Origin of the sequence: Mesorhizobium captivum (assembly GCF_033977165.1) — a bacterium.
GTDB lineage: Bacteria > Pseudomonadota > Alphaproteobacteria > Rhizobiales > Rhizobiaceae > Mesorhizobium > Mesorhizobium captivum.
In genome coordinates this window covers 36,078-62,662 of sequence record NZ_JAVIJB010000005.1, presented here as the reverse complement: position 1 = coordinate 62,662, position 26,585 = coordinate 36,078, and the positions used below count along the sequence as shown (strand labels likewise).

Below are 26,585 nucleotides of genomic sequence, written 5' to 3'. Positions count from 1 at the left end.
GTTGCTCCTGTCCAGCAATTAGTCGCCCATACGCCGCAGCGTGCCCATATGGTTGTCGTCGAGAAAGCCGATCGTCACGGCCGACGCCTTGCCGTCCGGGCCAACGACGAAGCTCACGCCCGCTGGCCGGTCTGGCGTCTCGGCGTCGGGGTAGGTCAGGAACAGATCGCCGTCGAAATGGGTCAGCGAATAGGACCGGGCGCCATCCGGGCCTAGCTTGAGAATGAGGCTGTCTCCCGCACCCGAAACGACCGCATCGCCGATGAAGTCGTTGGCATAGCGGCCGGTATAGGCGCCGGCCGGCGCGGCCGGCCTTGCCGGAGACGGCCGCGCGGCATAGGCGGCCTTGGCCGCGGCGACCGCCGGACCGAACAGGCCGGCATAGATGCCATCCCACGCCTCGATCCAGTCCTTCTCGACCTTGCCGTCGAAGACGAGGTCCGTAAAACTGTCGGACAGGCCCTCCGGCGCTCCGGACGGGAAGGCGTTGGCGAGGATGACGATGCCGAACTTCTCCTCGGGGAAGACCGTCACCAGCGTGCGCGCGCCGACGCTGAAGGCGCCGGCATGCCCCCAGCTCAGGCCGTGCCGGCCGAATTCGACATTCCAGCCGAGGCCGTAGAAGGATTCGCCGCCTGAAACGGGATTCTTGCCGCGTGTCATCAGCGGCACATGCGTTTGGGCAAGCGCATCGGCGGCGATCAGCGGCTTGCCGGCATAGACGCCGTCGCCAAGCACCAGGCGCACCCATTGCGACAGATCGCGGGCAGTGGAGCTGACGCCGCCGGCGGGCGCCTGCGCATCCGGATCGCGCTCTATCTTCGCGGCCCAGGCGCCATCGACCTTGATATGGAGCGCGGCGCGGTTGGCGTGCTTGACGAAATCCGCATGGCGCGAGCTGGTCGAAGCCATCCCGAGCGGGCGGTAAAGCTTCTCCTCGGCGACCTCCTCCCAGGATTTGCCTGTCGGTCTGGCGGCCGCGACGGCGCCCTCGGTCAGCCCGAAATTCGAGTAGGAATAGCCGGCGCGAAAGCTTGACGAAGGCGGCACGAAGCGCAGGCGGCGGAGGATCTCGGCGCGGTCATAGCCGATGCCCTCGAGGTCGTCCCCGGCTGTGCCCGGAAGGCCGCTGCGATGCGCAAACAGGTCGCGGATGGTGAGCTCGCTGGTGGGATAGGGGTCGGCGAGGCGGAAGGCCGGATCGAGGTCGGCGATCTTCGAGTCCCAGGACACGGTACCGCCGCTGACCAGCGCCGCCACGACCGTTGCGGAGACGGGCTTTGACAGGGAAGCGATCTGGAACACCGTGTCGGCGTTCGACGGCCTCCGGCTTTCCGGCTTCGCGGTGGCCGAAACCCTTCAGGAAGACAATTTTGTCGTCGTGAACGACTGCGATGGCGAGACCGGGCACGGCGCCGTCCGCGATGACGCCTGGCGCCAACGCTTCGAGCTTCGACAGGGCAGCGGTCATCCGCTCGGGCGAGATTGGGTCTGCGGATGTCGCAGGGGGCCAAAGCGCCATCACGGCGATGAAGGCCCAAATCCCCCAATGGCAGACATTCCGATCGAGCTGCATGCGCGCCTCCCCCGCCTGCATTCATCCGGCCATCGTACAGTCCGGCGTCGATGAGGCCAACCCGCCCCTCGACTTTCGCCGCAATCGACCCGCGCCGCGTTTTCGGGCAATCTCGTCCGGGAGCGATCATAGGGGAGATGATCCCGCCGCCCAGGGAGGTTTGCCATGACCGAAATGCTTGCTGCGCTGCCGCGCTATGAGGATGCCGTCCGGCGCTTCCGCATCGAGGACGAGATCGCCAGGCTGCACGGCGACCCGGCGAGCGGCATCAATGCCTATGTCGAATGCTGCGGCCGCTATACGGGCGAGAACCGGCTGGCGCTGCGCGCGATCTCGGCGGGCGGGGAACTGCGCGAATTCATCTTCGACGATCTCGCCGACATGTCGGGCCGCGTCGGCAATCTGCTGAAGGGGCTTGGCGTCCGACCCGGCGATGTCGTGGCGGGCATGTTGCCGCGCATCCCGGAACTGGTGGCGCTGATCCTCGGCGCCTGGCGCGTCGGCGCGGTCTACCAGCCGCTGTTCACCGCCTTCGGCCCGAAGGCGATCGAGCATCGGCTCAGCTACAGCAAGGCGAAGCTGGTGGTGACCAACCCCGCAAACCGCGGCAAGCTCGACGAGCTGGAAAACCATCCGCGCATTGCCACCGTCCTTGGCGCCGGCGACACCTTGCCCGAAGGCGACATCGATTTCCGCGCAACAATCGCCGCCGCCGCCCCCGATTGCGAGCCGGTGACGCGCAAGGGCTCCGACCTGTTCATGATGATGTCGACCTCCGGCACGACGGGCCACCCCAAGGGCGTGCCGGTGCCGCTTTGCGCGTTGCTCGCCTTCGGCGCTTATATGCGCGACGCGATCGGGCTTCGGCCCGACGACATCTTCTGGAACATCGCCGACCCCGGCTGGGCCTATGGACTCTACTACGCCATCACCGGGCCGTTGCAGCTCGGCATCGCCACCACCTTCTACGAAGGCGCCTTCAACGCCAAAAGCACCTACGACATCATCGAGCGTCTCGGCGTCACCAGCCTCGCCGGTTCGCCCACCGCCTATCGCCTGCTGATGGCGGAAGGGCCCGAGGCGGCCCTGCGCGTCAAGGGCAAGCTGCAGGTGGTGAGCAGCGCCGGCGAGCCGCTCAACCCGGAGGTGATCCGCTGGTTCGACGCCCATCTCGCCGCGCCCATCCACGACCATTACGGCCAGACCGAGAACGGCATGATGGTCAACAACCATCACGGGCTTGCGCATATCGTCCGCGCGGGCTCTGCCGGCTTCGCTATGCCGGGCTACCGCATGGTGGTGCTGGACGAGGCCGGCAACGAGCTCGGACCCAACCAGCCCGGCGTGCTTGCGGTCGACATCGCCAGATCGCCGCTGCGCTGGTTCGACGGCTACCACCAAGCGGAGACGCCGGCGATATCGGGCGGCTATTACCGCACCGGCGACACGGTGGAATACGAGCCGGACGGCTCGGTCTCCTTCATCGGCCGCGCCGACGACGTCATCACCTCGGCCGGCTATCGCATCGGCCCGTTCGACGTCGAAAGCGCGCTGATCGAGCATCCGGCGGTCAACGAGGCGGCGGTGGTCGGCGTGCCCGACCCGCAGCGCACCGAGATCGTCAAGGCCTTCGTCGTGCTGGCCCCCGCTTACAATGGCAGCGAGGCGCTGGCGGAGGAACTCGCCCAGCATGTGAAGAAGCGGCTCTCGGCGCATTCCTATCCGCGCGAGGTCGAGTTCGTCGCCGAACTGCCGAAGACGCCGAGCGGCAAGATCCAGCGGTTCTTGCTGAGGAAGGCCGAGGTGGAGAAACGGAAGGGGTGACGCGCCGATCTCCCTCCTTGAGGGGGAGATGTCGCCGAAGGCGACAGAGGGTCGTCTCACATAAATCGCCAGCGTCGTCTCGCGCCGCGAAAGGCGTCGGCACCCCACGCGCGGCGACCCCTCTGGCCGCTTTGCCGCCATCCCCCTCAAAGGGGGAGATTCGCGGCGTCTGCGCTCCCTGTCTTCTTTTGGCCCGATCTTGTCTTCAAATGCGCATTGTCGTTTGACTGCGACCGAAGGTGGGAGGTTACGTGATGCGATTGATCTGGACGCTTCTGTTCGCGCTGGCGAGCGGGGTGGCTTTCGCAGCCTTGCCGGAGGACGACTATATCGCGGCGCGCGACAAGGCGATTTCCGACATTGCGGGGCTGGAAAGCTCGAACGCTCAAGTGGAAACGCTCGACGTGGCGAACACCAAAGCACTGGCCGATCTCGAAAAGCGTCTTTCCGCCATTCTCGGTCCTCTGGCGGTCAAGGATTTTCCGGCGACCGGCACGATCAATCTCGAAAGCCTCAGCGCCTCCGATATCGGCTTCGGCATGCTCGACGGGCTCAGATACGCCAAGAGCGACGAGGGCCCGAGCATCGTGGCGACGACGCGGGGGCTCGCCGAGCGCTGGCTACAGTCCAAGGCCGACGAGGACGATGAAAGCCTCAGGCTGCCCACCGGGCTCGGTGACGCGCTGAAACTCGATGCATTCTACACACAGGCGATCGGCGCCGACGCCGCTTTCGTCAAGACGCTCGACTTTTCGCTGAAGAAGCCCGAAGGCGCCAACATGGCGATTGCGCAGCTCGGCGGCTGGACGCAGGACGTCGGGCCGATCTACGACCAGCAGGTCGTCGTTGCGGTCGTAAAAGGCGATCGCGTCCTGATCGCCGAAGCGCCCGCGTCACCGCCCGTGCCGAAGATCGCGGCCTGCGAAGCGCTGTGGACCGCGGCTGACGCGGCCGCCCAGAAATTCCAGGAGGCCTATCAAGGCTCGGACCTCAAGGACCAGCAGGCCTATGATTCCGCTAATGCTGTCTGGGAAAAAGGCGACGCCGACTATCGCGCCTGCATGGGCGAGCGGCTGCCGGGCGACCCGGCCTTCCCGGCGCTGCTTGCTCAGGCGCAGCAGCTTGCCGACCACATGGCCGGCAAGTAGCGCCAGGACTACAGGTCAGCAGAATTGCTCACACGATTTGTCTTTGCGCAATTCCGGACGGAAACCCGCTATACTTTTCCTGGGATTATTCTCAGCCTGCGTTGGCGCGCATGCGTCGGCTGTTGCGCCGCGCGGTCGGGCGCGCGGCCTCCGCGATGATCCCGTTGGTTACGGGCACGACGTCCTTGCGCGATCTCGCATCCGTCACCCTGTGCAGCCGCTCGTAAGGCAGCAGCTCCTGGATGCGGGCATTGAGCGCCACGATCTCGGCGCGCAGGTCCTCGCATTCCTGTTTCTGGATATCGAGCTGGATCTGCTCGGACGCCTGCTGCAGCGAAAGCTGCGAGAGGTTGGTGCTGACCACCGACAGGTTCTTCTTGTCGACTTCGTTCTCGTTCCTGAGAACGGCAAGCCTTTCCTCCGCGATCTGCCTTTCGGTCACGGCATCGTTCAACTGCGCCCTGAGCCTTGTCGTCTCGGCCGAGGCTTCGGTCTTGTCGTTCGAGGCCTGTTCCAGCCGCGATTGCAGCTCCTGGATCTCGGAGCGCAAACCGCGCATCTCCGCCTGGCTCCGCGCCAGCTCCGACGCGCCATCGCTCTCGGCGATGCGGGCTGCCTCGGTTACTTCGGCAAGCCTGGTCTGCGTGGTCTCCAGCGACTTCTGCAGCCGTGCCTCCTCCTTCTCGTGGTTGCCGAGCTGGGCCAGCAGTTCGGCAATGCGCGCGGTTTCGTTGGCGTGGGTCGCCGCGAATTCGTCGAACTTGTGCCGGGCTTCCGCCTCGCGCTTTTGCGCCTGCTCCAGGTCGACCGAAAGGCCGACCTGCTTTTCGCGCAGCAGCTTGTTCTCGGCGGCGCGCCTGTCGGCTTCGACGGTCTTGGCCGTCAGCGTCTTGACGATCTCGCCGAACTCCGCCTCGCGCCTGGCGCTCTCATTGCCCATCTCGACCATCTCAAGCCGCACCGCCGCAAGCGCCTCGCGCAGCGACTCCCGGTCTTGGACAAGGCTTGCCTCGCGCTGTTGCCAGGCCTCCGCCGCGCCGTCGCGCTCGCGCTGCTTTCTGGCGGCGTCGAGCAGTTGTTCCGACAGGCTCTTGTGTTCGGTGCTAAGGGCGGCGTTCGCAAGTTCCAGCTCATTGGCGCGAAGGGTGTCGCGATGCAGGACATTCAACACTTCGCGCGTCATCTGATGTGCGGTGGCGATCTCGCCCAGCCTCGTTTCGATCTCCTCCAAATGGCCCTGTCCGTCACGGAAGAGTCCCGTGATGGCTTCCAGGGCGGCCAGCCGCGTCTGGGTATGCGGCGTCAGCCGCGAGGCGGGAGTGCCGGACTGGGTCTCGTCGGGCGGATCCTCGTCGCTTGCCGCCACCTCGGCGGGCGCATCCTGCTCCGGGGACGTCTGTTCGTCAGCCGCAAGACATTCCTCGAAAGCCTCCGCCAGATCCGACTGGAGCTCCTGAAATTCCTTGTCTACGTCCTCGGCCCGCTTGATCAGGGATTTGAAATTCATAACGGCACACCTCTTACGCTCACACCCGCCGTATTCCTTAACGAATTGCTAATTTATCCCTTTGCGTTCCGTACGGGAAGCCTCTCCAAAAGAAGGAAGAAATTAAGGTTATCGCGGGTTTCCAGAGGCTTGCGCGACGTTCCGCCAGCGTCACCTCTGCCAAGCGCGGCAAGTGCCTTTTTGACCTCGCGAGCGCCCTCAGCCGATAGCGGTTGGATAAGCAAGAAAGCGGCGGCCCTTCACCCGCCGCAACCAACCCCTTGTTGCCTTCGCGTCTCGTCACGATATTGTCGTGCCGAGGGCGGCCCCAGCCGGGCGCCGCCGGCACAATTGAAAATTATCGAAGGATGGAAGCCTGAACGCGCTTGGCGCGACGGGCGGAGCAGAGACGTGGGAAAGTTCAGATGACGGATACGAAGACGACGGAAACCAGGACATTCGAGGCGGACGTCTCGCGGCTGCTGCACATGATGGTGCATTCGGTCTATTCGGACCGGGACATCTTCCTGCGCGAGTTGATCTCCAACGCCGCGGATGCCTGCGAGAAGCTGCGCTTCGAGGCGATCACCCGTCCCGAATTGCTGGGCGAGGACGCTAGGCCGCGCATCGGCATTCTCGCCGATCCCGATAACAAGCAACTCAGCGTCGAGGACAACGGCATCGGCATGGGACGCGACGAGATGGCGGAAGCGCTGGGCACGATCGCCCGCTCCGGCACGCGCGCCTTCATCGAACGCGTCGAGGCCGGCAAGGCGACGGAGGATTCGCAGCTCATCGGCCAGTTCGGTGTCGGCTTCTACTCCGCCTTCATGGTGGCCGATCATGTCGACGTCATCAGCCGCCAGGCCGGCAGCGAGGAGGCCTGGCGCTGGTCATCCAACGGCAAGGGCACCTACGAGATCGCGCCGGTGCCGCTTGCCGCCTCACCGAAGCGGGGCACGCGCGTCGTGCTGCATCTGATGGAGGACGCGACCTCCTACACCACGCCTTACCGGCTCGAGGGACTGGCAAAGTCGCAGTCTGGCCATGTGCCGGTGCCGATCGCGCTCGTCGAGAAGCCGGGCGCAGAGCCGCGCGACATCGCCGACGGCACGGCACTTTGGGTGAGACAAAAGAGCGAGATCAAGCCCGAGGAATATACCGACTTCTACCGCAGCGTCGCCGGCCAGTATGACGAGCCGGCCGCCACGATCCATTTCCGCGCCGAAGGCCGGCAGGAATACAGCGTGCTTGCCTTCGTGCCCGGATCGCGCCCCTTCGATCTCTTCGACCAGGACCGCAAGGGGCGCATGAAGCTCTATGTGCGGCGCGTCTTCATCACCGACGACGCCAATGTCCTGCCGCGCTACCTGCGCTTTGTGCGCGGCCTGGTCGATTCCGCCGACCTGCCGCTCAACGTCTCGCGCGAGATGATCCAGGAAAGTCCGCTGCTCGCCGCGATCCGCAAGGGCGTGACCAACCGCGTGCTCGGCGATCTCGCCAAGTTAGCCGACAACGATACGCAAGCCTACGCCAGGATCTGGGAGAATTTCGGCGTCGTGCTCAAGGAAGGCCTCTACGAGGATTACGAACGGCGCGAGCAACTGCTGAAGCTCGCCCGCTTCCGCTCGACCGCTTCCGACGAAACCCTGCGCAGCCTTGCCGACTATGTTGCGGCGATGAAGGAAGGGCAGAAGGCGATCTTCTTTATGGCCGGCGACGACCGCGCCCGGCTCGAAGCCTCGCCGCACCTCGAAGGGTTTCGGGCGCGCGGCATCGAAGTGCTGCTCTTGACCGACCCGGTCGACAGTTTCTGGACGACAATCGCGCCGGAATTCGACGGCAAGCCGTTCAAATCGGTGACGCAGGGCGCGGCCGATCTTTCGGACATTCCGCTGCTCGACACTGCGGCGAAGTCGATGGCCGAGACGAACCCGGAGATCGACGGCTTCCTCGCCTTCGTGAAGTCAACGCTCGGAGACGAAGTCTCGGACGTGAAAGCCTCCGACCGCCTGACCGAGAGCGCCGTCTGCCTTGTCGCGCCCGAGCATGGCCCCGACCGCCAGTTCGAGCGTCTGCTCAACGCCGCCGGCCGCCTCGACAAGGCGGCGAAGCCGGTCCTCGAGATCAACCCGCGCCATGAGCGCGTCGCGGCGCTGGCGCAGCTCGGCGACGACGAGCGCGCCTTCAAGGAGGACGCAGCGCATCTCCTCTACGACGAGGCGCGCGTGCTGGACGGCGACAAGCCGGCCGACGCCAAGGCGTTTTCGGCGCGGCTTGCGAGGATGATCGAGCGCGGGTTGGCGGCGCAAGAGCAAGATCGGTCGTGAGCCTTCGCGCCCCCCCCTCTGTCCTGCGGGACATCTCCCCCACAAGGGGGGAGATTGGCAGCTTCGGCGCCGCGCTTAATCCTGCGACGTTGGCGATTGGCGAAACACGCCGCGACACCCGATCTCCCCCCAAGTGGGGGAGATGTCCGGCAGGACAGAGGGGGCGCTGTCCCGCCAGCGTTTCAAGGCTTCTGCCGCAACGCTGATAGGCATAGGATCCTTGAGTCTCGCTCCGCTTCGTATCGCTACGCCCCTACCCCCTCAGTCCCGGCGCTTCCTGCCCGGTCCTCGCGACATATTCCGTATAGCCGCCGCCATACGTGTGGATGCCATCGGGGGTGAGCTCCAGCACGCGGTTGGAGAGCGCCGCCAGGAAATGGCGGTCGTGCGAGACGAAGAGCATGGTGCCCTCATATTGCGCCAGCGCCTCGATCAGCATCTGCTTGGTCGCCATGTCGAGGTGGTTGGTCGGCTCGTCGAGCACCAGGAGGTTGGGCGGATCGAACAGCATCAGCGCCATCACCAGCCTGGCCTTCTCGCCGCCCGACAGCACGCGGCACTTCTTCTCGATCTCGTCGCCGGAGAAGCCGAAGCAGCCGGCTAAAGCCCTGAGCGGCGCCTGGCCGGCCTGCGGAAACGAGTCCTCCAGCGTCTGGAAGACGGTGCGCTCGCCATCGAGCAGCTCCATGGCGTGCTGCGCGAAATAACCCATCTTGACGCTCGGGCCGCGCGCCACGGTGCCCTCGTCCGGCTCTGAGGCGCCGGCGACCAGCTTCAAAAGCGTCGACTTGCCGGCGCCGTTGACGCCCATCACGCACCAGCGCTCGCGGCGGCGGATCTGGAAATCGAGGCCCGAATAGATCGGGCGGCTGCCATAGCTCTTGTGGATATTCTTCAGCGTCGCCACGTCCTCGCCGCAGCGCGGCGCCGGCTGGAACTCGAAGGCCACCGTCTGACGGCGCTTCGGCGGCTCGACGCGGTCGATCTTGTCGAGCTTCTTCACCCGGCTCTGCACTTGAGCTGCGTGAGAAGCGCGCGCCTTAAAACGCTCGATGAAGGCGATCTCCCTGGCCAGCATCGCCTGCTGGCGCTCGAACTGCGCCTGCAGCTGCTTGTCGGCCAGCGCCCGCTGCTCCTGGTAGAATTCGTAATTGCCGGAATAGGAGGTGAGCGCGCCGGCGTCGATCTCGATGACCTTGGAGACGATGCGGTTCATTAACTCGCGGTCGTGTGAGGTCATCAGCAGCGCGCCGTCGTAATCTTTCAGGAATTTCTCCAGCCAGATCAGGCTTTCGAGGTCGAGATGGTTGCTCGGCTCGTCGAGCAGCATGACATCCGGCCGCATCAGGAGGATGCGGGCCAGCGCGACGCGCATCTTCCAGCCGCCGGAGAGTTTTGCGACGTCGCCGTCCATCATGTCTTGGCTGAAACCCAAGCCATCCAGCACTTCCCGCGCGCGGCCGTCCAGCGCATAGCCGTCGAGCTCCTCGAAGCGGTGCTGCAAATCGCCGTAGCGCTCGATAATTTGATCCATCTCGTCGGCGCGATCGGGATCGCCCATTGCGTGCTCGAGCTCACGCATCTCGGCGGCCACCGCGCTCACCGGCCCAGCGCCTTCCATCACTTCCGCCACCGCACTCATCCCGCCCATGTCGCCGACATCCTGGCTGAAATAGCCGATGGTGACGCCGCGATCGACCGAGACCTGGCCTTCGTCGGGCTGTTCCTGCCCGATGATCATGCGGAACAGCGTCGTCTTGCCGGCGCCGTTCGGGCCGACGAGCCCGATCTTCTCGCCCTTCTGCAAGGCGGCCGAGGCTTCGATGAAGACGATCTGTCGGCCGTTCTGCTTGCCGATGCTTTCGAGACGGATCATGGGGCGGTCCGGAGTAAATGCGCTGGGATGGCGGGATTGCCGGGGGCATACGCGAATGAGAGCGGCAGGGGAAGAGCGCAAACGCCGCAGACAGCCGATCTCCCCCCTCGAGGGCGGAGATGGCCGGTAGGCCAGGGGGATCGTCTCACATAGAGTGCCGACGTCTGGTCGAACCGAAGGAGAAGTCTGCGCTTCACGCGCGGCGACCCCCTCTGTCGCCTCCGGCGACATCTCCCCCTCAAGGGGGGAGATCAGCAGTTTCGACGCCGCGCCTTACTTGGCGTCGTGGAAGATAATCCCCACCGTATGCCGCCGCCCTGAGCGCAGGCGGCTGACGCCGTGGCGCAGGTTGACGCGATAATAACCGCGCGAACCCTCGACCGGCCGGTTGTGGACAGCAAAAATCACCGCGTCGCCGCGCTTCAGCGGCACCACTTCGGCGCGGCTCTGCATGCGCGGGCGCTGCTCGGTCAGCACGAACTCGCCGCCGGTAAAATCCTCGCCGGGTTCGGATAGCAGGATCGCCACCTGCAGCGGAAAGGCGAGCGCGCCGTAGAGGTCCTGATGCAGGCAGTTGAAGTCGCCGGGGCCGTATTGCAACAAGAGCGGCGTCGGCTTGGTCTGGCCCTCGTCGTGGCAGCGCTTGAGGAAAGCGGCGTGGTCGGCAGGGTAGCGCAGTGCCGTACCCATCTTCTCGTTCCAGTCGTTGGCGACGCCGGCTAGCCGCGGATAGAGCGCGGTGCGCAGGCCCTCGACCAGGTCCGGCAGCGGATAGCGGAAATAGCGGTATTCGCCCTTGCCGAAGCCGTGGCGCGCCATCACCACATGGCTGCGAAAATGCTCCTGATGCGGATAGAGCGCCGCCATTTCCGCGCATTCCTCGGCAGACAGCAGGCCGGGCATGACGGCGCAGCCTTGGGCGTTGAGCTCGGAGACAAGGGCTCGCCAGTCTTGCGCGGCGACGCGGGATTCTGCGGAGCGGCTGGCCCGCTTGGTGTTCAGGGAGTGGATGGTCATCGTTGCCTCCTTTGATGCGATCTAAGTGGGGCGAAGGCGATGCAATGGCCACCCGATTCCTGCGGAGATGGCACGGGCCTCCCCTTCTCCCCTTTGTCGGAGAAGGTGTCGCCGAGGGCGACGGATGAGGGGTGTTGGAAGGAATGAGGCGGCGGCGATTTCAAGCCTTTTGCCAAGCTGGAACACCCCTCATCCGTCTCGGCGCTATCGCGCCGATCCACCTTCTCCCACAAGGGGAGAAGGAGAGGGTTTGCGATACCCCTCCAGCTCCGGATCGATATCCACCTTCACCGCATTGGTGAACACACACGTCGCCACCATGATGCCGGCGAAGGCGGTGAGGTTGACGAGCAGCGTCTGGTCATAGCGCGCCTTGAGCGCCGTCCAAATCTCGTCCGGAACGGCATTGGCATCGGCGGCAACCGCCTTGCCGAAGCCGATCAACAGCGCTTCGTCGGCGGTCGGCCCTATTGCTTCGGGATCGAGGCCGGAATCGATCAGCGCCCGGCGGAAGAAGGTGACCGGTATTTCGGCGCGCATTGTCTCGGAGATCGCCTTCGAGAACAGCCAGATTGCGCGGTCGTCGAGCGCGGGTTTGAGAAGATCGCGCAGCGTGAACCATTCGGCGTAGATGCGGTGCGCCGCCGGCGAATTAAGCAGGATGCGCTTCATGTTGGTCATACGGCCGCGCAAGGCGAGTTCCCGGTCATGCTCGGCGCGGATTTCAGCCGAAGCCGTCGCGTAGTCGATCGGGGAGAGATGCGCCATGGGATGCCCCTCACCCCAGCGTCGCGTGAAGTGCTGGCGCGCAGCGCAGCGTGTTGGAGACGGTGCAGATATTTTCGGCATCCCCGACGATGCGCTGCCTGGTGGCCGCGTCGAGATCGCCGGCGATCTCCAGCCTGATGTTGAATTTTTCGACCCGCGACGGCTCGTCCTTCGCCTTTTCGCCGCTGACCTCCGCCCTCACCTCGCCAAGCCGGTCGGCGACGCCGAGGCGGGTTGCCGCGATGCGGGCACTGAGCACCATGCAGGCGGCCAAAGAGGCATAGAGCAGGTCGAGCGGGTTGAAGCCCGGCGCGCTCACCGAAGTCACGACGTCGACCGTGCCGCCGGTCGGCGTCGTCACCGCCGGCAGGCCACCTGGCGGCAGGACGGCCAAAGCGCCGGTCGCACGGGTTCTGATCCTTAGCTCACTCATGGCATGTCCTCGGCCCGATTGCTGGCTGTTGGCTTGTCATAGCGGACTGAGATTCATGTCGGCAATCGCTAAGGTTCGGCGCTGCCCCTCATTGTCCTGCCGGACATTTCTCCCCGTATAGTGACGGGGAGAAAGGGGCTGTCGCGAAGGCTTTCGCCAATTGCCGGCCCAGCAGTTCCCTTCTCCCCGTTCACGGGGAGAAGGTGCCCGAAGGCGGATGAGGGGCGGCGCGGCGTTTGCCAGTTGGCGTCAGCGTCCTACGAAGGCCCCCACTCCGGCCGCTGCGCGGCCACCTCTCCCCCCGCATTCGCGGAGGGAGAGGAAAAGCGTCTCACTTCGTCAAATCGAGCGCGGCCGTGAGATCCCCCATCGGCGGCTGGTCGTTGTTGCGCAGCGCCTTGTCGCGGGCGACGATGCCCGGCAGCACCGGCAGGTCGTAGCGCGCGGTGATGAAGCGCAGGATCGACGTCGTGTCGTACTGCGTGTGGTCGACCGTGCCCATCCTGGCATAGGGCGAGATGATGAGGGCCGGGACGCGGTTGCCCGGGCCCCAGCGGTCGGCCTTGGGCGGCGCGACATGATCCCAGAAGCCGCCATTCTCGTCATAGGTCACGACGACCAGCATATGCTGCCATTGCGGGCTCTTCTCCAGATGCGCGACGATGTCGGCCAGGTGCTTGTCGCCGGAGGTCACGTCGGCATAGCCGCCATGCTCGTTCAAATTGCCCTGCGGCTTGTAGAAGGTGACGGCAGGCAGCTTCCCGTCGTCGATCGCCTTGATGAACTCGGCGCCATCGAGGCCGCCGTCCTTGAGGTGTTCAGCCCGCGCGGCGGTGCCCGGCGCGTAAGCCGCGAAATAGTTGAAGGGCTGGTGATGGAACTGGAAGTTCGGCACGGGCGTCGCGTTCTTGCCGTCGAGCGAGGCCTGCCAGGCGCCGGAATACCAGGCCCAGTTCACGCCCTTCAGCGACAAGAGATCGCCGATGGTGATGTCGTGCTGCGGCGGCAGCGTGGTCGGCTGCGCCGGATCGGCCAGCGCCTTGTCGCCGCCCTCGGCCGGCTTGTTGGCGCTCGGCTGGTAAGGCGGCTGCATGGTATTGACGACGTAGAAGTCAGGCGAGATCGTCCCGTCATTGACGAATTTCGGAGCGCCACCCAGCGCGGAGGCCGGCGAATTGTCGGCTACCTTCAGCGTCACGCCATCGGGCTCGACGACGGCGATCTGGCCTTTCACCGGGCTGGTGTCGGCATGCGGGTAGAACGGCACGCAGGCGCAGGCGAGCATGAAGTGGTTGAGGAAGGAGCCGCCGAAGGCCCCCTTGAAGAAATTGTCGGCGAGCACGTATTTCTTGCCCACCGCCCACATCGGCAGCACCGAGCCGTCATAATGACCCATGACCAGCGAGCCGGAATCGGCCCAGGCGACGAACTTGTCGTTCTTGCCGGCGTCGATCTGCATCTGCTCCTGGTAGAAGCGGTGCCAGAGATCATGGGTGATGACGTCGGTGCCCTCGTTGAAACCCTTGGGATCGTCGATGGCGAAGACGGCATTGGCGAGATGCGCCGTCTGGGCTTCCGTCACCGCCGGCGTCACACCCTTGCCGGTCAGCCCGCCCCAGGCCGGCGGCAGCTCCGCAAGCGGCTTGCCGTCGCGGTCGAGCTGGCGCGCCTGGTAGGCCGAGACGTTGGCCAAACCGTTGGCGCCGGGGAAGCCGCCATAGAGGTTATCGAAACTGCGGTTCTCGGCATAGATGACGACGACGGTGTCGATTTTGTCATAGCCTGGAGGAACCGCCTGGGCAGCAGCGGTGAGCGATGCCAGCGCCGTCGAGGCGAGGCAAAGGGAGAGAAAGGACCGGATCATGGGGAAATGCCTCGTGGCTGGGGAATGGCTGGAGGAGCTTCTCGACGCTAGGGCGGGTGGTTGTCAGCTTTGTGACAGGGGTGGTGCGCGATGGGTATTAAGCGAACCTGTCACGCTGGCGCGAAGGAACTCGGCGCATAAAATTGAATGCATCCAAAACGTCATCAATCCGTAGCAATCCATCCCTACGCAAAAGCCATGCCACGATGGAAATCCGCCACGCTCGCAACCCTTGCCGGCATCGCCATCCTCTGGCCGGCCGACAGCCTGCCGGCGGGCAGTACCCGCCCCGGTCCGATGTCACGCGCGGAAGCCTTCGCGCGCGCCGAAGCGCTGACGGCGCTCGGGCGAAAAATGTTTTTCGATCCGTCGCTGTCGGCGTCGGGCAGGCAGGCCTGCTCGTCCTGCCACGAGCCCAACCATGCCTTCGGCCCGGCATCGGCCGCGCCGGTCGAGATGGGCGGGTCGAATCTCGACCAGCCCGGCCTGCGCGCCGTGCCGTCGCTGCGCTACCTGCAGGCGGCGCCCGCCTTCACCGAGCATTTCTATGATTCCGAGGACGAGGGCGACGAGAGCGTCGACAACGGCCCGACCGGCGGACTGACCTGGGACGGACGCGCCGACCACGGCAAGGACCAGGCGAGGATCCCGCTGCTCTCGCCATTCGAGATGGGCAACAAGGATGAAGGAGCCGTAGTCGACGCTTTGCGCAAGGCGCCCTATGCCGACGCCTTCAAGGCGGCCTTCGGCGCGGACGTGTTCGAGCATCCGCCCGAGGCCTTCGACGGGGCGGTGGAAGCGCTCGGCACCTTCGAGCAGAGCAGCGCAGATTTCTATCCCTATTCCAGCCGCTACGACGCCTTCCTCGCCGGCAAGCCGACCTTGACCGCGCAGGAGTTGCACGGCCGCGCGCTGTTCGAAGACGAGAACAAGGGCAATTGCGCAAGCTGCCATTTGAGCGAACCGGCGAACGACGGCGAGCCGCCGCAGTTCACCGATTTCGGATTGATCGCGATTGCCGTGCCGCGCAACCCGGCGATCCCGGCAAATGCCGATCCCAACTATTTCGATCTCGGCCTGTGCGGCCCGCTGCGCGCCGATTTCAAGGGCCGGGCTGAATATTGCGGCCTGTTCAAGACGCCGACGCTGCGCAACGTGGCGCTGCGCAAGAGCTTCTTCCACAACGGCTATTTCCACACGCTGCGCGAGGCGGTCGCCTTCTACGCCAGCCGCGACAGCGACCCAGGCCGCTGGTATCCGAAAAATGCCGACGGCACCGTCAACAAATTCGACGACCTGCCAAAAGCTTACCGGGGAAACCTCAACACCGACCCGCCCTTCAACGGCAAGAGACCCGGCGACAGGCCGGCGCTGACGGACGCCGAGATCGACGACATCGTCGCCTTCCTCGGCACGCTGACCGACGCCGACCAGGCGGGGCAGTGACGGCGCTGCGTTGCCCGAGCGCATTGTGCGGATTTGCCGTTCGGCATCGAATCGAAGTAATCGGACGAAAGCCTATGTGGGCTATATCACAGGACCGCCATGAAACGTCTGCCATATTAGAGGCTCTTCATGGAAGGGGTCTCGGATGAGATTCGTCGCGCTACAGGACCCGACCGACAGTTGGACGGTGTTTGATACGGCCAATGAGGAGCCCGCCGAATTTGGCGGCCGCGTACTCATTGGCCTGACGTCGCATGACGCCCTGCGGCTCGCGGCCTCGGCCAATGATGAAGCGGGATGCCGGAAAATCAATGTGCTGGCGTCTCGTCAAGGCCAGTAAGGCGGATCCCGGACAGTTCCCCTTTCCTCCCGGAAAAGCGCAAGCGAACAAGCGGTTGAGACGGCGCGCTGCCAGATTGATTCAGGTCATTCATCCAGCCGGCGCATAGCGGTTCACCACCATGCCGCAGGCATAGGCTTTCGAGCCGATGAGCTTCAGCCCGGCGAAGCCGCCCTGGTCGAAGATGCGGCGGCCGCTGCCCAGCACCGCCGGGTTGATGAAGAGCTGGAACTCGTCGACCAGACCGGCCGAGACCAGCGCCGCGGCAAAGCCGGCGCCGCCGAACACGGCGATGTTGCCGCCCTCGCCCGCCTTCAACGCGTTTACCTCGCGCGGCAAGTCACCGCTGGCGACCCGTGTGCGCTCCCATCGCGAGGCCTTCAGCCTGTCGCTCAGCACCACCTTCTCAGCTTCGACGATGCGTTGGGCAAAGGCATAGAAGCGGTCCTTTGGGTATTTCCTTGCCGCATTGCCCCAGTGGTTGAGATAGCCCTCCTCAGCCATCTTGCGGCTGAGCAGAATGGTGTCGACGGTCTCCAACACGGCGTTGAAGTCCTGCTTCAACTCGTCGTCCCAGCCGCTCTCGTCGCCCCATTCCCAAAGTTGCCAGCGATGGTCCTCATCGGCGCCGACGAAGCCGTCGACCGACATCTGCATCTGCAGGATGAGCTTTTTCATCTCCTGTTTTTCTCCTCGTGTTTCCGATGATCGATTTACTTCTGGAACCATTTGACGCACAGAGAGAAATGGTGTCAATAGTAAATTGGTTTAAAAATGGAACCATTATGATGTCGACCAGGGAACGATCCGGCTGCCCGATCAGCCTCTCGTTGGAACTCGTCGGCGACCGCTGGACGCTGCTCATCATCCGCGACCTGGTGTTCGCCGGGAAAAGGCATTTTCGCGAGTTCCTGCAGTCGGACGAAGGCATCTCTTCCCGCACGCTCGCCGAGCGGCTGCAGACCTTGCAGGACGAAGGCATTCTCATCCGCAGCGACGATCCCAGCCACGGGCTGAAGGCGATCTACCGGCTGACCGAGGCCGGCATCGACCTGCTGCCGGTGCTGGCGACGCTCGGCGCCTGGGGGAGCAAATACCGCAAGGCCGACGACAAGCTTGCGCGGATTGCCGAAAATCTCGCGGCCGGCGGCGAGCCGGCGCTGGAGCGGTTGAAACAGAAGCTCAGGGCGGAGCATTTGGGGTAGCGAAATCGCCGCAATTGCCGATCTCCCCCTCGAGGCAGGGCAATCGCATATGGCGCTCCCGCTCTCCGTCTCGGCTTCGCCGAGCCACCTCTCCCCCACGTTGTGGGGGCGAGGAACTCAAGCTTTTCAAGGCCGCGACATCAGCGATTGGCGTTTCCTCGCCCCCATGAAATGGGGGAGAGGTGGCCGCGTAGCGGACGGAGAGGGGGCAGCGCTGCCATATGCGATTGCCTTGCCCCTTGGGGAGATCGCCACGCCTCCCATTTGCCCGACAAATTAAAAGTTGACTATTTTACTCATCTTGAATAGCGCTGCCCGCAGCTTTTCGAGACGGGGATCAGGCTGATGACGGACCGGCGCGTTCTGGCGGGGATTTTACTGGCGACGACTTTCCTCAAGGCGCCACATGTGCTGGCGCAGGAACAATCGCAGGTGCTGGTGCCGATCCAGGTCGAGGGCGAGGCCGGTAGCGCCGACTTCGACGGCTACAAGGCAAAGAAGGACGCCAGCGCCAGCAAGTCCGACCAGCCGCTGGAAAAGACGCCGCAAGCGGTGAGCGTCGTCGGCAGCCGGCAGATCGAGGACCAAGCCGCGCGCAGCGTGGTCGAAGCCACGCGCTATTCGCCGGGTATCCGCTCCGAAACCTTCGGCAACGACACCCGAAACGACTGGTTCCTGATCCGCGGCTTCTCCTCGCAGGTCAATAGCTACTTCCTCGACGGACTGCAGTTGCAGTCGAGCGACAGTTTCGCCACCTGGAAGGTGAACTCTTATCTGCTCGATCGCATCGATGTCCTGCGCGGGCCGTCGTCGGCGCTCTACGGCGCCTCTAACCCGGGCGGCCTCATCAACCTCGTCTCCAAGCGGCCGACCTTCCAGAACCGCGGCGAGACGGCGATCGGCGTCAACGAATTCGGCAATGTCTGGACCGGGCTCGACGTCGAAGGCGTCAACAAGGACGGCACGCTCGCCTATCGCTTCATCGCCACCGGCAATTATGGCGGCACGCAGGTCGACTATACCGATAACGACCAGTTCGCGATCATGCCGGAAGTGACCTGGAAGCCGGACGAGGACACCAGCCTGACCGTCTATGCCAATGTCTCGAAGCTGAAGACGCGCGGCCAGAACTTCCTGCCCTATGTCGGCACAGTCACCGACGCACCTTGGGGAAAAATCCCGCGCGACCTGTTCACCAGCGAGCCCAGCGTAGACAAGTTCGAGCGCTCGCAGCAGATGATCGGCTACGAGTTCGAGCACCGTTTCGACAATGACGTGACGATCCGGCAGAACCTGCGCTATGGCCATCTCGATGTCGACTTCCGCAATGTCTATGGCGAAGGCTGGGTGGGCGACGATCCGGCGAGCCACCTGCTCGAGCGCGCCAACTTCCTGTCCAAGCCGGACCTCGGCCTGTTCACCGTCGACAACCAGGTCGAGTGGAAGACCTCGACAGGGCCGATCGACCACACGCTGCTTCTCGGGCTCGACTACAAGCGCTTCGACCTGCATGACGAGTCCGGCTTCGAGGACGCGCCGCCGCTCGATGTGCTCAACCCTATCTATAACGGCGCGCCGCCTGTCACATCGCGCTACGACCAGTCGAACACGCTGCAGAACCAGACCGGCCTCTATGCACAGGACACGATGCAAATCGACCGCTGGAATTTTGTGTTCAGCGGCCGCTATGATGACGTGCAGACCAGGGTCACCGACCGGCCGACGGGCGTGCGCACCAGCTATTCGGCCGACGCCTTCAGCGGCCGCGCCGGCGTCATCTACAATTTCGACAATGGCATCTCGCCCTATGTCTCAATCTCGCGCTCGTTCCTGCCGCTGACCGGCACCGACACGGCCACCGGCAATGCCTTCAAGCCCGAAACGGCGGTGCAATACGAGGCCGGAGTCAAATACCAGCCGACTTGGCTGAACGACGTGATGCTGACCGCATCGCTGTTCGACCTGACGCGCGAAAACGTCGTGACCAGCGACGGCGTGCTGTTCAACCGGCAAATCGGCAAGGTTAATTCGCGCGGCATCGAGATCGAGGCCATCGGCCAACTCACACCCGACTTGAAGCTCACCGGCGCCTACACCTGGTACGACCTCAAGATCAAGGAGGGCAATCCGGCCGAGATCGGCAAGGTGACGACCGGCACGCCGGAACAGTTCGGCTCGCTCTGGCTCGACTACGCCGTCCCGTCCGACCGCTTGCAGGGCGTCACCGTCGGCGGCGGCGTGCGCTATGTCGGTTCCTCCTTCGCCGACAGCGCCAATACGCTCAAGGTGCCGGATGTCGTGCTGTTCGATGCCGCGATCCGCTATGAAAAGGACAACTTCAAGGCGGCGCTCAACGTCTCCAACCTGTTCGACAAGACCTATGTCGCCTCCTGCAACATCACCTGCTTCTACGGCGAGAGCCGCGAGATCAGCCTTACGATGAGCTACAAGTGGTGACGGCAGCAGCCGGCCGGCGCTCGTGATCGCAAAGCTTCTGGCATTCCTGCTTGCGCTGCTGCCGGTGCTGCCGGCGGCGGCTGAAGAAGCCGTGCCCGCGCATACCGAGCGCGTCGCAACCATCGACTGGGGCACGGCCGAGACGCTGCTGGCGCTGGGGGTTACGCCACTTGGGCTTGCCGAAACCGCCGGTTATCGCGACTGGGTCGGTGCCCTGCCCCCCGACATCGCCGAACTTGGCCTGCGCGCCACGCCCAGCCTCGAATATCTGGCGGCGCTCAAGCCCGACGTCATCCTGTCGACGCCTCAGTTCACCGCCATCGAGCCCATGCTCGGCAAGATCGCGCCGGTTATCAACCTCGCCACGTTCATCGACGACCTGGAGCCCTACCGCCACGCGCAGGAGAACACGAGGCGGCTCGGCGCACTCACCGGCCGCGAGCAGGCGGCCGCGGATCTCATCGCCCTCACCGACGCTCGGATTGCGAAGCTGAAGGATGCGATCGGCACGGCCAGGACCAGGCCGGTGCTGGTGCTCTACTTCCAGGACGACCGCCATGCCTGGGTGTTCTGCCGCGGCAGCCTGTTCGACGACGTGCTGAAGCGGGCCGGGCTGACCAATGCCTGGACCGGAGGCCGGAATTTCTGGGGTTTCGCCAATGCCGGCGTCGACCAGCTCTTCGCGATCCGCGATGCTGCCCTTTTGGTGATCGAACCGGTGCCGCCGGCCGTGCGCGCCAAGCTGGCGGCGCGCGACGGGCTGCTCGGCCAGATGCCGGCCTTCGCGCCCGGTAATTATGAAATCCTGCCCAGCGTCTGGGGTTTTGGCGGCCTGCCGTCGGCCGGCCGCTTCGCCGATCTGCTTCTCCGGCACACGGAGCTTTTCGAGCGCGGCCATGCTTCATGACCGCCGCCGGCTGGCGGTCTTTTTCGCGGGCGGCGTCTATCTGTTGCTCGTCGCCTTGCTGATGGCCTGCAACATCGCCGATATCGGCGGCGGCGAGGCGGTGCGCGCGCTGCTCCTCGATTACGCCTATTGGCCGCGTCTTGCGGTTTCGCTGCTGGCGGGGGCGGCACTTGGCCTGGCCGGCGTCTTGATGCAGCAGGTGCTGCAGAACCCGCTCGCCGCGCCCGAAACGCTCGGCGTCAATGCCGGCGCGCATCTGGCTTTGACCATCGGCCTGCTCGCCGCGCCCGCCTTGCATGCCGCGCATCCGGAGCTGCTGGCGATCGCCGGCGCCTTCGCCGCCTGGGGACTGATCGCGGCGATCGGCTGGCGCCGCCGCACCGACCCGACGACGCTGATCCTCTCAGGCTTCGTCGCCAGCTTCGCGCTGGGCTCGATCTCCAGCCTCCTGATGCTGCTCAACCAGCAATATCTCGCCTCGATGTTCATCTGGGGCGCCGGCTCGCTGGTCGAGGACGGCTGGAGCGGCGTCGAGCAATTGGCGCTGCGCTTCGCCGCCGGCGCGATCGTCACCGCGGCGCTCGCCCGGCCGCTGCTGATTATCGGCTTCGGCGACCAGCAGGCGAAAAGCCTCGGCCTGACGAAGCTTATGAAGCCGCTGCTTTTGGCCATCGCCGTGCTGCTTTCGGCAAGCGTGGCGGCGGCCGTCGGCATCATCGGCTTCGTCGGGCTGGCGGCGCCGCATCTGGCGCGCGTGCTCGGCGCGGAAAAACTTGGCGAGCGCCTTGTCGCCGCGCCGCTGGCGGGCGCCGCCCTGGTGCTCGTCGTCGACCAACTCATCCAGCGCCTGCCGCCCGACCAGGCTGCAAATCTGCCGGCTGGCGCCGTCACCGCCTTGATCGGCGCGCCGATGCTGATCTTTCTGCTGAGACGCGTGCCGCGTCTGGTGCTGGAGACGGGCGGTGGGATCGCCACTCGCCTCGGCGGCGGCAGCGCAAGGCGGCCAATGGTCGTACTTGCCGGCCTGGCGATCGCGCTTGCCCTAGTGCTCGCCCTCGCCTTCCTCCTCGGTCGCGCGCCCGACGGTTTCGGTCTTTATCCGGAGGCGTTTGCCTGGCGCCTGCCGCGCGTCATCGCGGCCTGCGGCGCGGGCCTGGGGCTTGGCGTCGCCGGCTGCCTCGTCCAGCGCCTGTTCGCCAACCCGATGGCGAGCCCGGAAATCCTCGGCATCGGCGGCGGCGTCGCCATGGGATTAATCGCGGTGCTGCTCATTTTCGCCCGATGCCAGCGCGGGGCTGCAGCTTTTAGGTGCGACAGCCGGCGCGTTGGCGGTGACGGGCGCGATCCTGCTGCTCGGCCTCGACCGCGGCTTCACGCCGGAGCGGCTGCTGCTTACCGGCATTGCCATCACGGCGCTGCTCGACGCTTCGAGCCTGCTGTTTCTCGCGCTCGGCGATCCGCGCTCCGGCCAGGTGCTCGCCTGGCTGAGCGGCTCGACACATTGGGTGGAACTCGACGTCGCGATCATCGTGCTCCTGGCCGGCCTCGCCGGACTGCTGCTCGCGGCGCTTGCCTGCCGCTGGCTGGAGATCCTGCCGCTAGGAGCGAGCGTGGCAACCAGTCTCGGCATTCCGCTGCATGCGGCGCGGCTCGCCGTGCTGGTGCTGGCGGCGATCACGACGGCGGCCGCGGCGCTGGTTGTCGGCCCGATGAGCTTCGTCGGGCTGCTCGCACCGCATCTGGCCGGGCACCTCGGGTTGAGGCGCGCCGGGCCGCAACTGTTCGGCGCGGCGATAGCGGGGGCGACGCTGGTGGTGTTCGCCGACTGGACCGGACGCATCGTGTTCGCCCCGACGGAGCTGCCGGCAGGAGTGTTGTCGGTGCTGATCGGGAGTGTGGCGGTGATGGGGGTGGTGATGGGAAGGCGGGCGCGGCGTCGCTAAGATTGCAGCACGATATCCCATTCGGCAGTGTTCACTATCTCCGTTCCACCGAAACCCACTCTGCGCTAGATTCGGCCCCGCAACAGGACAGCCTCGCCATGATCGTCCAGGCCTGCATCAACGGCGCGCGTCCCGCCGATTTCCATCCGGCCCTGCCGCTCGACCCGGACGCCATGGCGCGCGACGGCGCGGCCTCGATCGCCGCGGGAGCGGCCGAGCTGCATGTCCATGCGCGCGGCGCCGACCGTCAGGAAAGCCTCGCCCCGGAAGCGATGGACCGAACTGTAGCGGCGCTGCGCCGCGCCTGCCCCGGCACGCTGATCGGCGTCTCCACCGGCGCCTGGATCGAGAAGGACGACAGGCGCACGCTGGCGGCCATCGCCAACTGGCGCGAGCTGCCCGACTACGCCTCGGTCAACCTCAGCGAGGCGGCGGCACCCGAAGTGATGGAGACCTTGCGCGGCCGCGGCGTCGGCATCGAGGCCGGGCTCGCATCGATCGGCGATGCGCTCAGGCTGGCCAGCCTCGACCATGGCGGGCGGGTGCTGCGCGTGCTGATCGAGATTTCCGAGCAGACGCTGGACGAGGCCTTCGCGGTTGCCAACGGCATTGAAAAGGTGATGCAGCGCGAAGGCATCCGGCGCTCAATCCTGCTGCATGGCGAGAACGCCACCGTATGGCCCTTCGTCGAGCGGGCAACGAGGAGAAAATTCTCGACTCGCGTCGGGCTGGAGGATGGCAAGGAATTGCCGGACGGCAGTGTGGCTGCGGGCAACGCCGCGCTGGTAGCGGCGGCGGTGGGGATTTATCGCAGGGCGTGACTTGCTTCCTCGCCCCCACGAAGTGGGGGAGAGGTGGCTCGGCGAAGCCGAGACGGAGAGGGGGAGCGCCCTACGAAGGCCCCCTCTCCGTCCGCTTCGCGGACACCTCTCCCCCGCCGCTGGCGGAGGCGAGGAAAGATGCTACTGCGTGTCGGCGTTGGCCCTCAGCTCCGCGCGCTTCTCGTCCGAGACCACGGCAAGGTCGAGCACCTTCTGCAGGCCTGCCGCGTGGCGGAAGTTCGGCTCGGTCTGGACGCCGCTCTTCACCGCCTCGACGAAGCGCTGGTAGTTGGTCGGCACGGTGCCGGCGTCGAGCTCTTCCCACTTGGCGTTCTCGACATTCTCGCTGACGCAAGCCTTCAGCATCGAACCATCAAGGTTGTGCACCACCTCGATGCCGCCCTTGTCGCCATAGATGCGCAGCCGGAGCTCGTTGAGGTGGCCGGTCGCCCAGCGGCTGGCATGCACCACGCCGAAGGCGCCGTTGGCAAAGTCGAGCGTCATGGCGAAACTGTCATTGGCGTCGAGCTGATAGTCGCCGATGCGATTTTCCGGCGCCTTGTCGAAGGCGCGCAGCCGGCAGAAGACATGGTCGATGTCGAGCGCGGCGCCATAGCTGGCGAAATCGAGGATGTGAATGCCGACATCGCCCAGCACGCCGTTCGAGCCGTGGCCGCGCGACAGCCGCCAGAGCCATTTCGGATCGGTGCGCCAGTCGCCCCAGAATTTCGACACCAGCCAGCTTTGCAGATAGGAGGCCTCGACATGGCGCACCGTGCCGATCTTGCCGGCCTGCACCATCTGGCGCGCCTTCTGCAGCGCAGCCACATTGCGGTAGGTGAGGTTCACCATGTTGACGACGCCGGAGGCCTCCGCCGCATCGGCCATCTCGCTCGCGTTGCCGAAATTCTCGGCCAGCGGCTTTTCGCAAAGCACCGGCTTGCCCGCGGCGATCAGCGCCATGGTGGTCGGATGGTGGATGCGGTCGGGCGTGACGTTGGCGACCGCGTCGAAATCGCCCCAGTCGAGCGCCGCCTCCAGCGAAGAGAAACGCTTCGGGATCTTGTAGGCGTCGGCATATTCGCTGACGCGCGCCGGATCGACATCGACGGCGCCGACGATGTCGACGCCTTCTATGGCGCTGAAGCGGCGGGCATGCTCCTGCGCCATCCAGCCGGTACCGAGTATCAAAAGCCGCATTTTTGCTCCTCCGAGCGAATTGGTTCGATTCAATGATATAAGGCGAAAGTATCCAGACGGGAACTTCTTATGGAATTGCTCCTGGTTGGTCGCAATTCCGGACGGAAAACCGCTACGCACTTTTCCTGGAATTGCTCTTGGTTGGTCGAAATTCCGGACGGAAAACCGCTACGCACTTTTCCTGGAATTGCTCAGCGGAAACCAGCCTCACCAGTTGCGTGCAGCTTGCCGCCTCGTTCGACGATCGGCTCCAGCGCCTTCTCGACCGGCACGTTCGGTGCGCTGAGGATGGAGGGCTTAGCAGCCTGCAGGTTGTGCGCCCACCTCACCGCGTTGCGCAGCACCTTCTGCACCGTCGCGTCGTGATAGGTCGGATAGGTCTCGTGTCCGGGGCGGAAGTAGAAGACGTTGCCGGCGCCGCGCCGGTAGGTGAGGCCCGAGCGGAACACCTCGCCGCCCTGGAACCAGGAGATGAATACCGTCTCCAGCGGCTCCGGCACGGCGAACTGCTCGCCATACATCTCTTCGTTCTCGAGCTCGAAATACTCGCCGATACCTTCGGCGATCGGATGGCTGGGGCTCGTCACCCAGAGCCGTTCGCGCTCGCCGGCCTCGCGCCATTTCAGCGTGCAGGGCGTGCCCATCAGCCGCTTGAAGATTTTCGAGAAATGGCCGGAGTGAAGCACGATCAGCCCCATGCCCTCCCACACCCGGCGGGCGACACGCTCGACCACTTCGTCGGCGACAGCGCCATGATCCTTGTGACCCCACCAGACCAGCACGTCGGTCTCGGCGAGACGGGATTCCGGCAGGCCGTGCTCCGGCTGCTCCAGCGTCGCGGTCGAGGCGGAGATCGCCTTGTCGGCGTTGAGCGCGTTGGCGATGGTGGTGTGCATGCCTTCCGGATAGATGCCAGCGACCACCTCATTGGTCCGCTCATGGATGTTCTCGCCCCAGACGACAGCGCGTATTTTCATTGAAAGCCTCGTAATGATTGTGAGGGTGGAGCCGCCCCGGCGGTCATTCATAAAGGCTTCGGCAGGTATTGGAAGCGGTTTTCGCAATGCAGTGAATGCCTGTGGGCGTCGTCATTCTCGGGCGGAGCGACGCGAAGCGGAGCGCAGACCCTGGAATGACGAATTCGCACATCCAATTGGCAAGCGACCTTTGCCGTGCGCAATATCGGCCATGGGTGAGGTACTTATAGGGTTAGGGATATTTGCCTGTCTGACTGGCGCCGCGATCGTCAGCCTAATGGTCTATGAGCATTTTCCGACCCACCACCGCCAGGACGACACCAGCGCCGTGGTGCGGCTTGCCGCCAACCTGTTCGTGGTGTTGTCCTCGCTGGTGCTCGGCCTGATGATCAACTCGGCCAAGAACACATTCGAGGCTATCAACAGCAACGTCCACACCTTCGCGACCGATATCATCCTGCTTGACCGAACGCTCCGGCAATACGGACCGGAGGCGGACGGGGCTCGGCAATCGCTCACGGCCTATGTCCAGCGCGTCGTCGACACCTCCACCGCCGACAGCGACACAACGGTCGTCCCGAATAGGCTGTCGGAGCTGCTGCTCAATCAGGTCGGCGATATCCTGGCGGGATTGACGCCCGCCGATGCTAGGCAGACCGCCGCGCAGCAGGCTGCGACACAGCAACTCCGGAAGCTGATCGAGCAACGCTGGATACTGGCCGAACAGTCCGAGGGCGCCATCCCCGCACCGCTGATCGCCCTGCTCGTCGCATGGCTGACGCTGATCTTCGCCAGTTTCGGCTTCCGGGCGCCGCGCAATGCAACCATCGTCGGCACGTTTGTCATCTCCGGTGCGCTGGCGGCGGCCGCCGTCTATCTGATCATCGACATGGATGCGCCCTTCTCCGGCCCGATTCAGGTCTCGCCGGCGCCCCTGCAAAGAGCGCTGGCGGAACTGACGCAGTGA

Annotated in this window: 20 protein-coding genes and 2 pseudogenes; 12 read left to right on the top strand and 10 right to left on the bottom strand. The window is 65.0% G+C overall.

Annotated elements, in window-relative coordinates; translation table 11 throughout:
- Positions 1 to 18: 18 nt before the first annotated feature.
- Positions 19 to 1,576, bottom strand: a pseudogene (locus tag RFM40_RS06615) (serine hydrolase).
- Between the two features lie 165 nt (positions 1,577 to 1,741).
- On the opposite strand from RFM40_RS06615, the gene RFM40_RS06610 reads away from it, so the two are divergent.
- Both RFM40_RS06610 and RFM40_RS06605 read left to right on the top strand, forming a co-directional pair.
- Positions 1,742 to 3,400, top strand: coding sequence for an acyl-CoA synthetase (locus RFM40_RS06610; RefSeq protein WP_320225743.1), 1,659 nt, complete (start codon positions 1,742 to 1,744; stop codon positions 3,398 to 3,400).
- A gap of 254 nt (positions 3,401 to 3,654) precedes the next feature.
- Positions 3,655 to 4,548 carry a hypothetical protein gene (locus RFM40_RS06605; protein WP_320225742.1) on the top strand — a complete coding sequence of 298 codons (894 nt, stop codon included), beginning with the start codon at positions 3,655 to 3,657 and terminating at the stop codon, positions 4,546 to 4,548.
- 91 nt (positions 4,549 to 4,639) lie between these two features.
- On the opposite strand, the gene RFM40_RS06600 is transcribed toward RFM40_RS06605, so the two are convergent.
- Positions 4,640 to 6,055 (bottom strand): coiled-coil domain-containing protein, encoded by a 1,416-nt coding sequence (locus RFM40_RS06600; RefSeq protein WP_320225741.1) that lies wholly within the window; start codon positions 6,053 to 6,055, stop codon positions 4,640 to 4,642.
- A 404-nt stretch (positions 6,056 to 6,459) separates the two neighbouring features.
- Between RFM40_RS06600 and htpG the strand changes: the two genes are divergently transcribed.
- Positions 6,460 to 8,364 (top strand): molecular chaperone HtpG, encoded by a 1,905-nt coding sequence (gene htpG / locus RFM40_RS06595; protein ID WP_320225740.1) that lies wholly within the window; start codon positions 6,460 to 6,462, stop codon positions 8,362 to 8,364.
- Between the two features lie 253 nt (positions 8,365 to 8,617).
- Here the strand turns inward: htpG and RFM40_RS06590 are convergent, their stop codons facing one another.
- From RFM40_RS06590 to RFM40_RS06570, 5 genes are all read right to left on the bottom strand, one after another.
- Positions 8,618 to 10,240 (bottom strand): ABC-F family ATP-binding cassette domain-containing protein, encoded by a 1,623-nt coding sequence (locus RFM40_RS06590; RefSeq protein WP_320225739.1) that lies wholly within the window; start codon positions 10,238 to 10,240, stop codon positions 8,618 to 8,620.
- Between the two features lie 273 nt (positions 10,241 to 10,513).
- On the bottom strand, positions 10,514 to 11,257 hold the full coding sequence (locus RFM40_RS06585) for a 2OG-Fe(II) oxygenase (protein WP_320225738.1): 744 nt from the start codon (positions 11,255 to 11,257) through the stop codon (positions 10,514 to 10,516).
- Between the two features lie 204 nt (positions 11,258 to 11,461).
- Positions 11,462 to 12,025, bottom strand: a complete 564-nt coding sequence (locus RFM40_RS06580; RefSeq protein ID WP_320225737.1) for a hypothetical protein — start codon at positions 12,023 to 12,025, stop codon at positions 11,462 to 11,464.
- A 10-nt stretch (positions 12,026 to 12,035) separates the two neighbouring features.
- Positions 12,036 to 12,458, bottom strand: coding sequence for an OsmC family protein (locus tag RFM40_RS06575; protein WP_320225736.1), 423 nt, complete (start codon positions 12,456 to 12,458; stop codon positions 12,036 to 12,038).
- A gap of 331 nt (positions 12,459 to 12,789) precedes the next feature.
- The gene (locus tag RFM40_RS06570) at positions 12,790 to 14,322 is read right to left on the bottom strand and encodes an acid phosphatase (RefSeq protein WP_320277324.1); all 1,533 of its coding nucleotides are present in this window, start codon (positions 14,320 to 14,322) and stop codon (positions 12,790 to 12,792) included.
- Between the two features lie 198 nt (positions 14,323 to 14,520).
- Here RFM40_RS06570 and RFM40_RS06565 point away from each other — a divergent pair, with 198 nt between their 5' ends.
- Both RFM40_RS06565 and RFM40_RS06560 read left to right on the top strand, forming a co-directional pair.
- Entirely contained in the window at positions 14,521 to 15,768 is a 1,248-nt protein-coding gene (locus RFM40_RS06565) for a cytochrome-c peroxidase (protein ID WP_320225734.1), read from the top strand.
- Positions 15,769 to 15,913: 145 nt separating this feature from the next.
- Positions 15,914 to 16,108, top strand: coding sequence for a hypothetical protein (locus RFM40_RS06560; RefSeq protein ID WP_320225733.1), 195 nt, complete (start codon positions 15,914 to 15,916; stop codon positions 16,106 to 16,108).
- Positions 16,109 to 16,198: 90 nt separating this feature from the next.
- On the opposite strand, the gene RFM40_RS06555 is transcribed toward RFM40_RS06560, so the two are convergent.
- Entirely contained in the window at positions 16,199 to 16,786 is a 588-nt protein-coding gene (locus RFM40_RS06555; protein ID WP_320225732.1) for a dihydrofolate reductase family protein, read from the bottom strand.
- Between the two features lie 110 nt (positions 16,787 to 16,896).
- Between RFM40_RS06555 and RFM40_RS06550 the strand changes: the two genes are divergently transcribed.
- From RFM40_RS06550 to RFM40_RS06530, 6 genes and pseudogenes are all read left to right on the top strand, one after another.
- On the top strand, positions 16,897 to 17,313 hold the full coding sequence (locus RFM40_RS06550) for a winged helix-turn-helix transcriptional regulator (RefSeq protein WP_320225887.1): 417 nt from the start codon (positions 16,897 to 16,899) through the stop codon (positions 17,311 to 17,313).
- Positions 17,314 to 17,658: 345 nt separating this feature from the next.
- On the top strand, positions 17,659 to 19,770 hold the full coding sequence (locus RFM40_RS06545; protein WP_320225731.1) for a TonB-dependent siderophore receptor: 2,112 nt from the start codon (positions 17,659 to 17,661) through the stop codon (positions 19,768 to 19,770).
- A 22-nt stretch (positions 19,771 to 19,792) separates the two neighbouring features.
- Entirely contained in the window at positions 19,793 to 20,677 is an 885-nt protein-coding gene (locus RFM40_RS06540) for an iron-siderophore ABC transporter substrate-binding protein (protein WP_320225730.1), read from the top strand.
- Positions 20,568 to 21,941: pseudogene (locus tag RFM40_RS06535) on the top strand (iron chelate uptake ABC transporter family permease subunit); the annotation flags it as partial. The gene RFM40_RS06540 and the pseudogene RFM40_RS06535, both read left to right, overlap by 110 nt.
- 67 nt (positions 21,942 to 22,008) lie before the next feature.
- The gene (locus tag RFM40_RS33695; RefSeq protein WP_430691649.1) at positions 22,009 to 22,620 is read left to right on the top strand and encodes an iron chelate uptake ABC transporter family permease subunit; all 612 of its coding nucleotides are present in this window, start codon (positions 22,009 to 22,011) and stop codon (positions 22,618 to 22,620) included.
- Between the two features lie 98 nt (positions 22,621 to 22,718).
- Complete coding sequence (locus tag RFM40_RS06530) at positions 22,719 to 23,441, top strand: 3-keto-5-aminohexanoate cleavage protein (protein ID WP_320225728.1); 723 nt, start codon at positions 22,719 to 22,721, stop codon at positions 23,439 to 23,441.
- A 141-nt stretch (positions 23,442 to 23,582) separates the two neighbouring features.
- On the opposite strand, the gene RFM40_RS06525 is transcribed toward RFM40_RS06530, so the two are convergent.
- Both RFM40_RS06525 and RFM40_RS06520 read right to left on the bottom strand, forming a co-directional pair.
- A complete protein-coding gene (locus tag RFM40_RS06525; protein ID WP_320225727.1) occupies positions 23,583 to 24,641 on the bottom strand; it encodes a Gfo/Idh/MocA family protein in 1,059 nt (352 codons plus the stop codon).
- Positions 24,642 to 24,832: 191 nt separating this feature from the next.
- Positions 24,833 to 25,618 (bottom strand): ThuA domain-containing protein, encoded by a 786-nt coding sequence (locus RFM40_RS06520; RefSeq protein ID WP_320225726.1) that lies wholly within the window; start codon positions 25,616 to 25,618, stop codon positions 24,833 to 24,835.
- Between the two features lie 211 nt (positions 25,619 to 25,829).
- Between RFM40_RS06520 and RFM40_RS06515 the strand changes: the two genes are divergently transcribed.
- Complete coding sequence (locus RFM40_RS06515; protein WP_320225725.1) at positions 25,830 to 26,585, top strand: bestrophin-like domain; 756 nt, start codon at positions 25,830 to 25,832, stop codon at positions 26,583 to 26,585.

What these genes read in the sequence shown, in the direction of transcription:
- RFM40_RS06610 (WP_320225743.1), top strand. Translation starts at nt 1,742, where the DNA reads ATGACCGAAATGCTTGCTGCGCTGCCGCGCTATGAGGATGCCGTCCGG.
- RFM40_RS06605 (WP_320225742.1), top strand. Translation starts at nt 3,655, where the DNA reads ATGCGATTGATCTGGACGCTTCTGTTCGCGCTGGCGAGCGGGGTGGCT.
- RFM40_RS06600 (WP_320225741.1), bottom strand. Translation starts at nt 6,055, where the DNA reads ATGAATTTCAAATCCCTGATCAAGCGGGCCGAGGACGTAGACAAGGAA.
- htpG (WP_320225740.1), top strand. Translation starts at nt 6,460, where the DNA reads ATGACGGATACGAAGACGACGGAAACCAGGACATTCGAGGCGGACGTC.
- RFM40_RS06590 (WP_320225739.1), bottom strand. Translation starts at nt 10,240, where the DNA reads ATGATCCGTCTCGAAAGCATCGGCAAGCAGAACGGCCGACAGATCGTC.
- RFM40_RS06585 (WP_320225738.1), bottom strand. Translation starts at nt 11,257, where the DNA reads ATGACCATCCACTCCCTGAACACCAAGCGGGCCAGCCGCTCCGCAGAA.
- RFM40_RS06580 (WP_320225737.1), bottom strand. Translation starts at nt 12,025, where the DNA reads ATGGCGCATCTCTCCCCGATCGACTACGCGACGGCTTCGGCTGAAATC.
- RFM40_RS06575 (WP_320225736.1), bottom strand. Translation starts at nt 12,458, where the DNA reads ATGAGTGAGCTAAGGATCAGAACCCGTGCGACCGGCGCTTTGGCCGTC.
- RFM40_RS06570 (WP_320277324.1), bottom strand. Translation starts at nt 14,322, where the DNA reads ATGATCCGGTCCTTTCTCTCCCTTTGCCTCGCCTCGACGGCGCTGGCA.
- RFM40_RS06565 (WP_320225734.1), top strand. Translation starts at nt 14,521, where the DNA reads ATGCCACGATGGAAATCCGCCACGCTCGCAACCCTTGCCGGCATCGCC.
- RFM40_RS06560 (WP_320225733.1), top strand. Translation starts at nt 15,914, where the DNA reads ATGAGATTCGTCGCGCTACAGGACCCGACCGACAGTTGGACGGTGTTT.
- RFM40_RS06555 (WP_320225732.1), bottom strand. Translation starts at nt 16,786, where the DNA reads ATGAAAAAGCTCATCCTGCAGATGCAGATGTCGGTCGACGGCTTCGTC.
- RFM40_RS06550 (WP_320225887.1), top strand. Translation starts at nt 16,897, where the DNA reads ATGTCGACCAGGGAACGATCCGGCTGCCCGATCAGCCTCTCGTTGGAA.
- RFM40_RS06545 (WP_320225731.1), top strand. Translation starts at nt 17,659, where the DNA reads ATGACGGACCGGCGCGTTCTGGCGGGGATTTTACTGGCGACGACTTTC.
- RFM40_RS06530 (WP_320225728.1), top strand. Translation starts at nt 22,719, where the DNA reads ATGATCGTCCAGGCCTGCATCAACGGCGCGCGTCCCGCCGATTTCCAT.
- RFM40_RS06525 (WP_320225727.1), bottom strand. Translation starts at nt 24,641, where the DNA reads ATGCGGCTTTTGATACTCGGTACCGGCTGGATGGCGCAGGAGCATGCC.
- RFM40_RS06520 (WP_320225726.1), bottom strand. Translation starts at nt 25,618, where the DNA reads ATGAAAATACGCGCTGTCGTCTGGGGCGAGAACATCCATGAGCGGACC.
- RFM40_RS06515 (WP_320225725.1), top strand. Translation starts at nt 25,830, where the DNA reads ATGGGTGAGGTACTTATAGGGTTAGGGATATTTGCCTGTCTGACTGGC.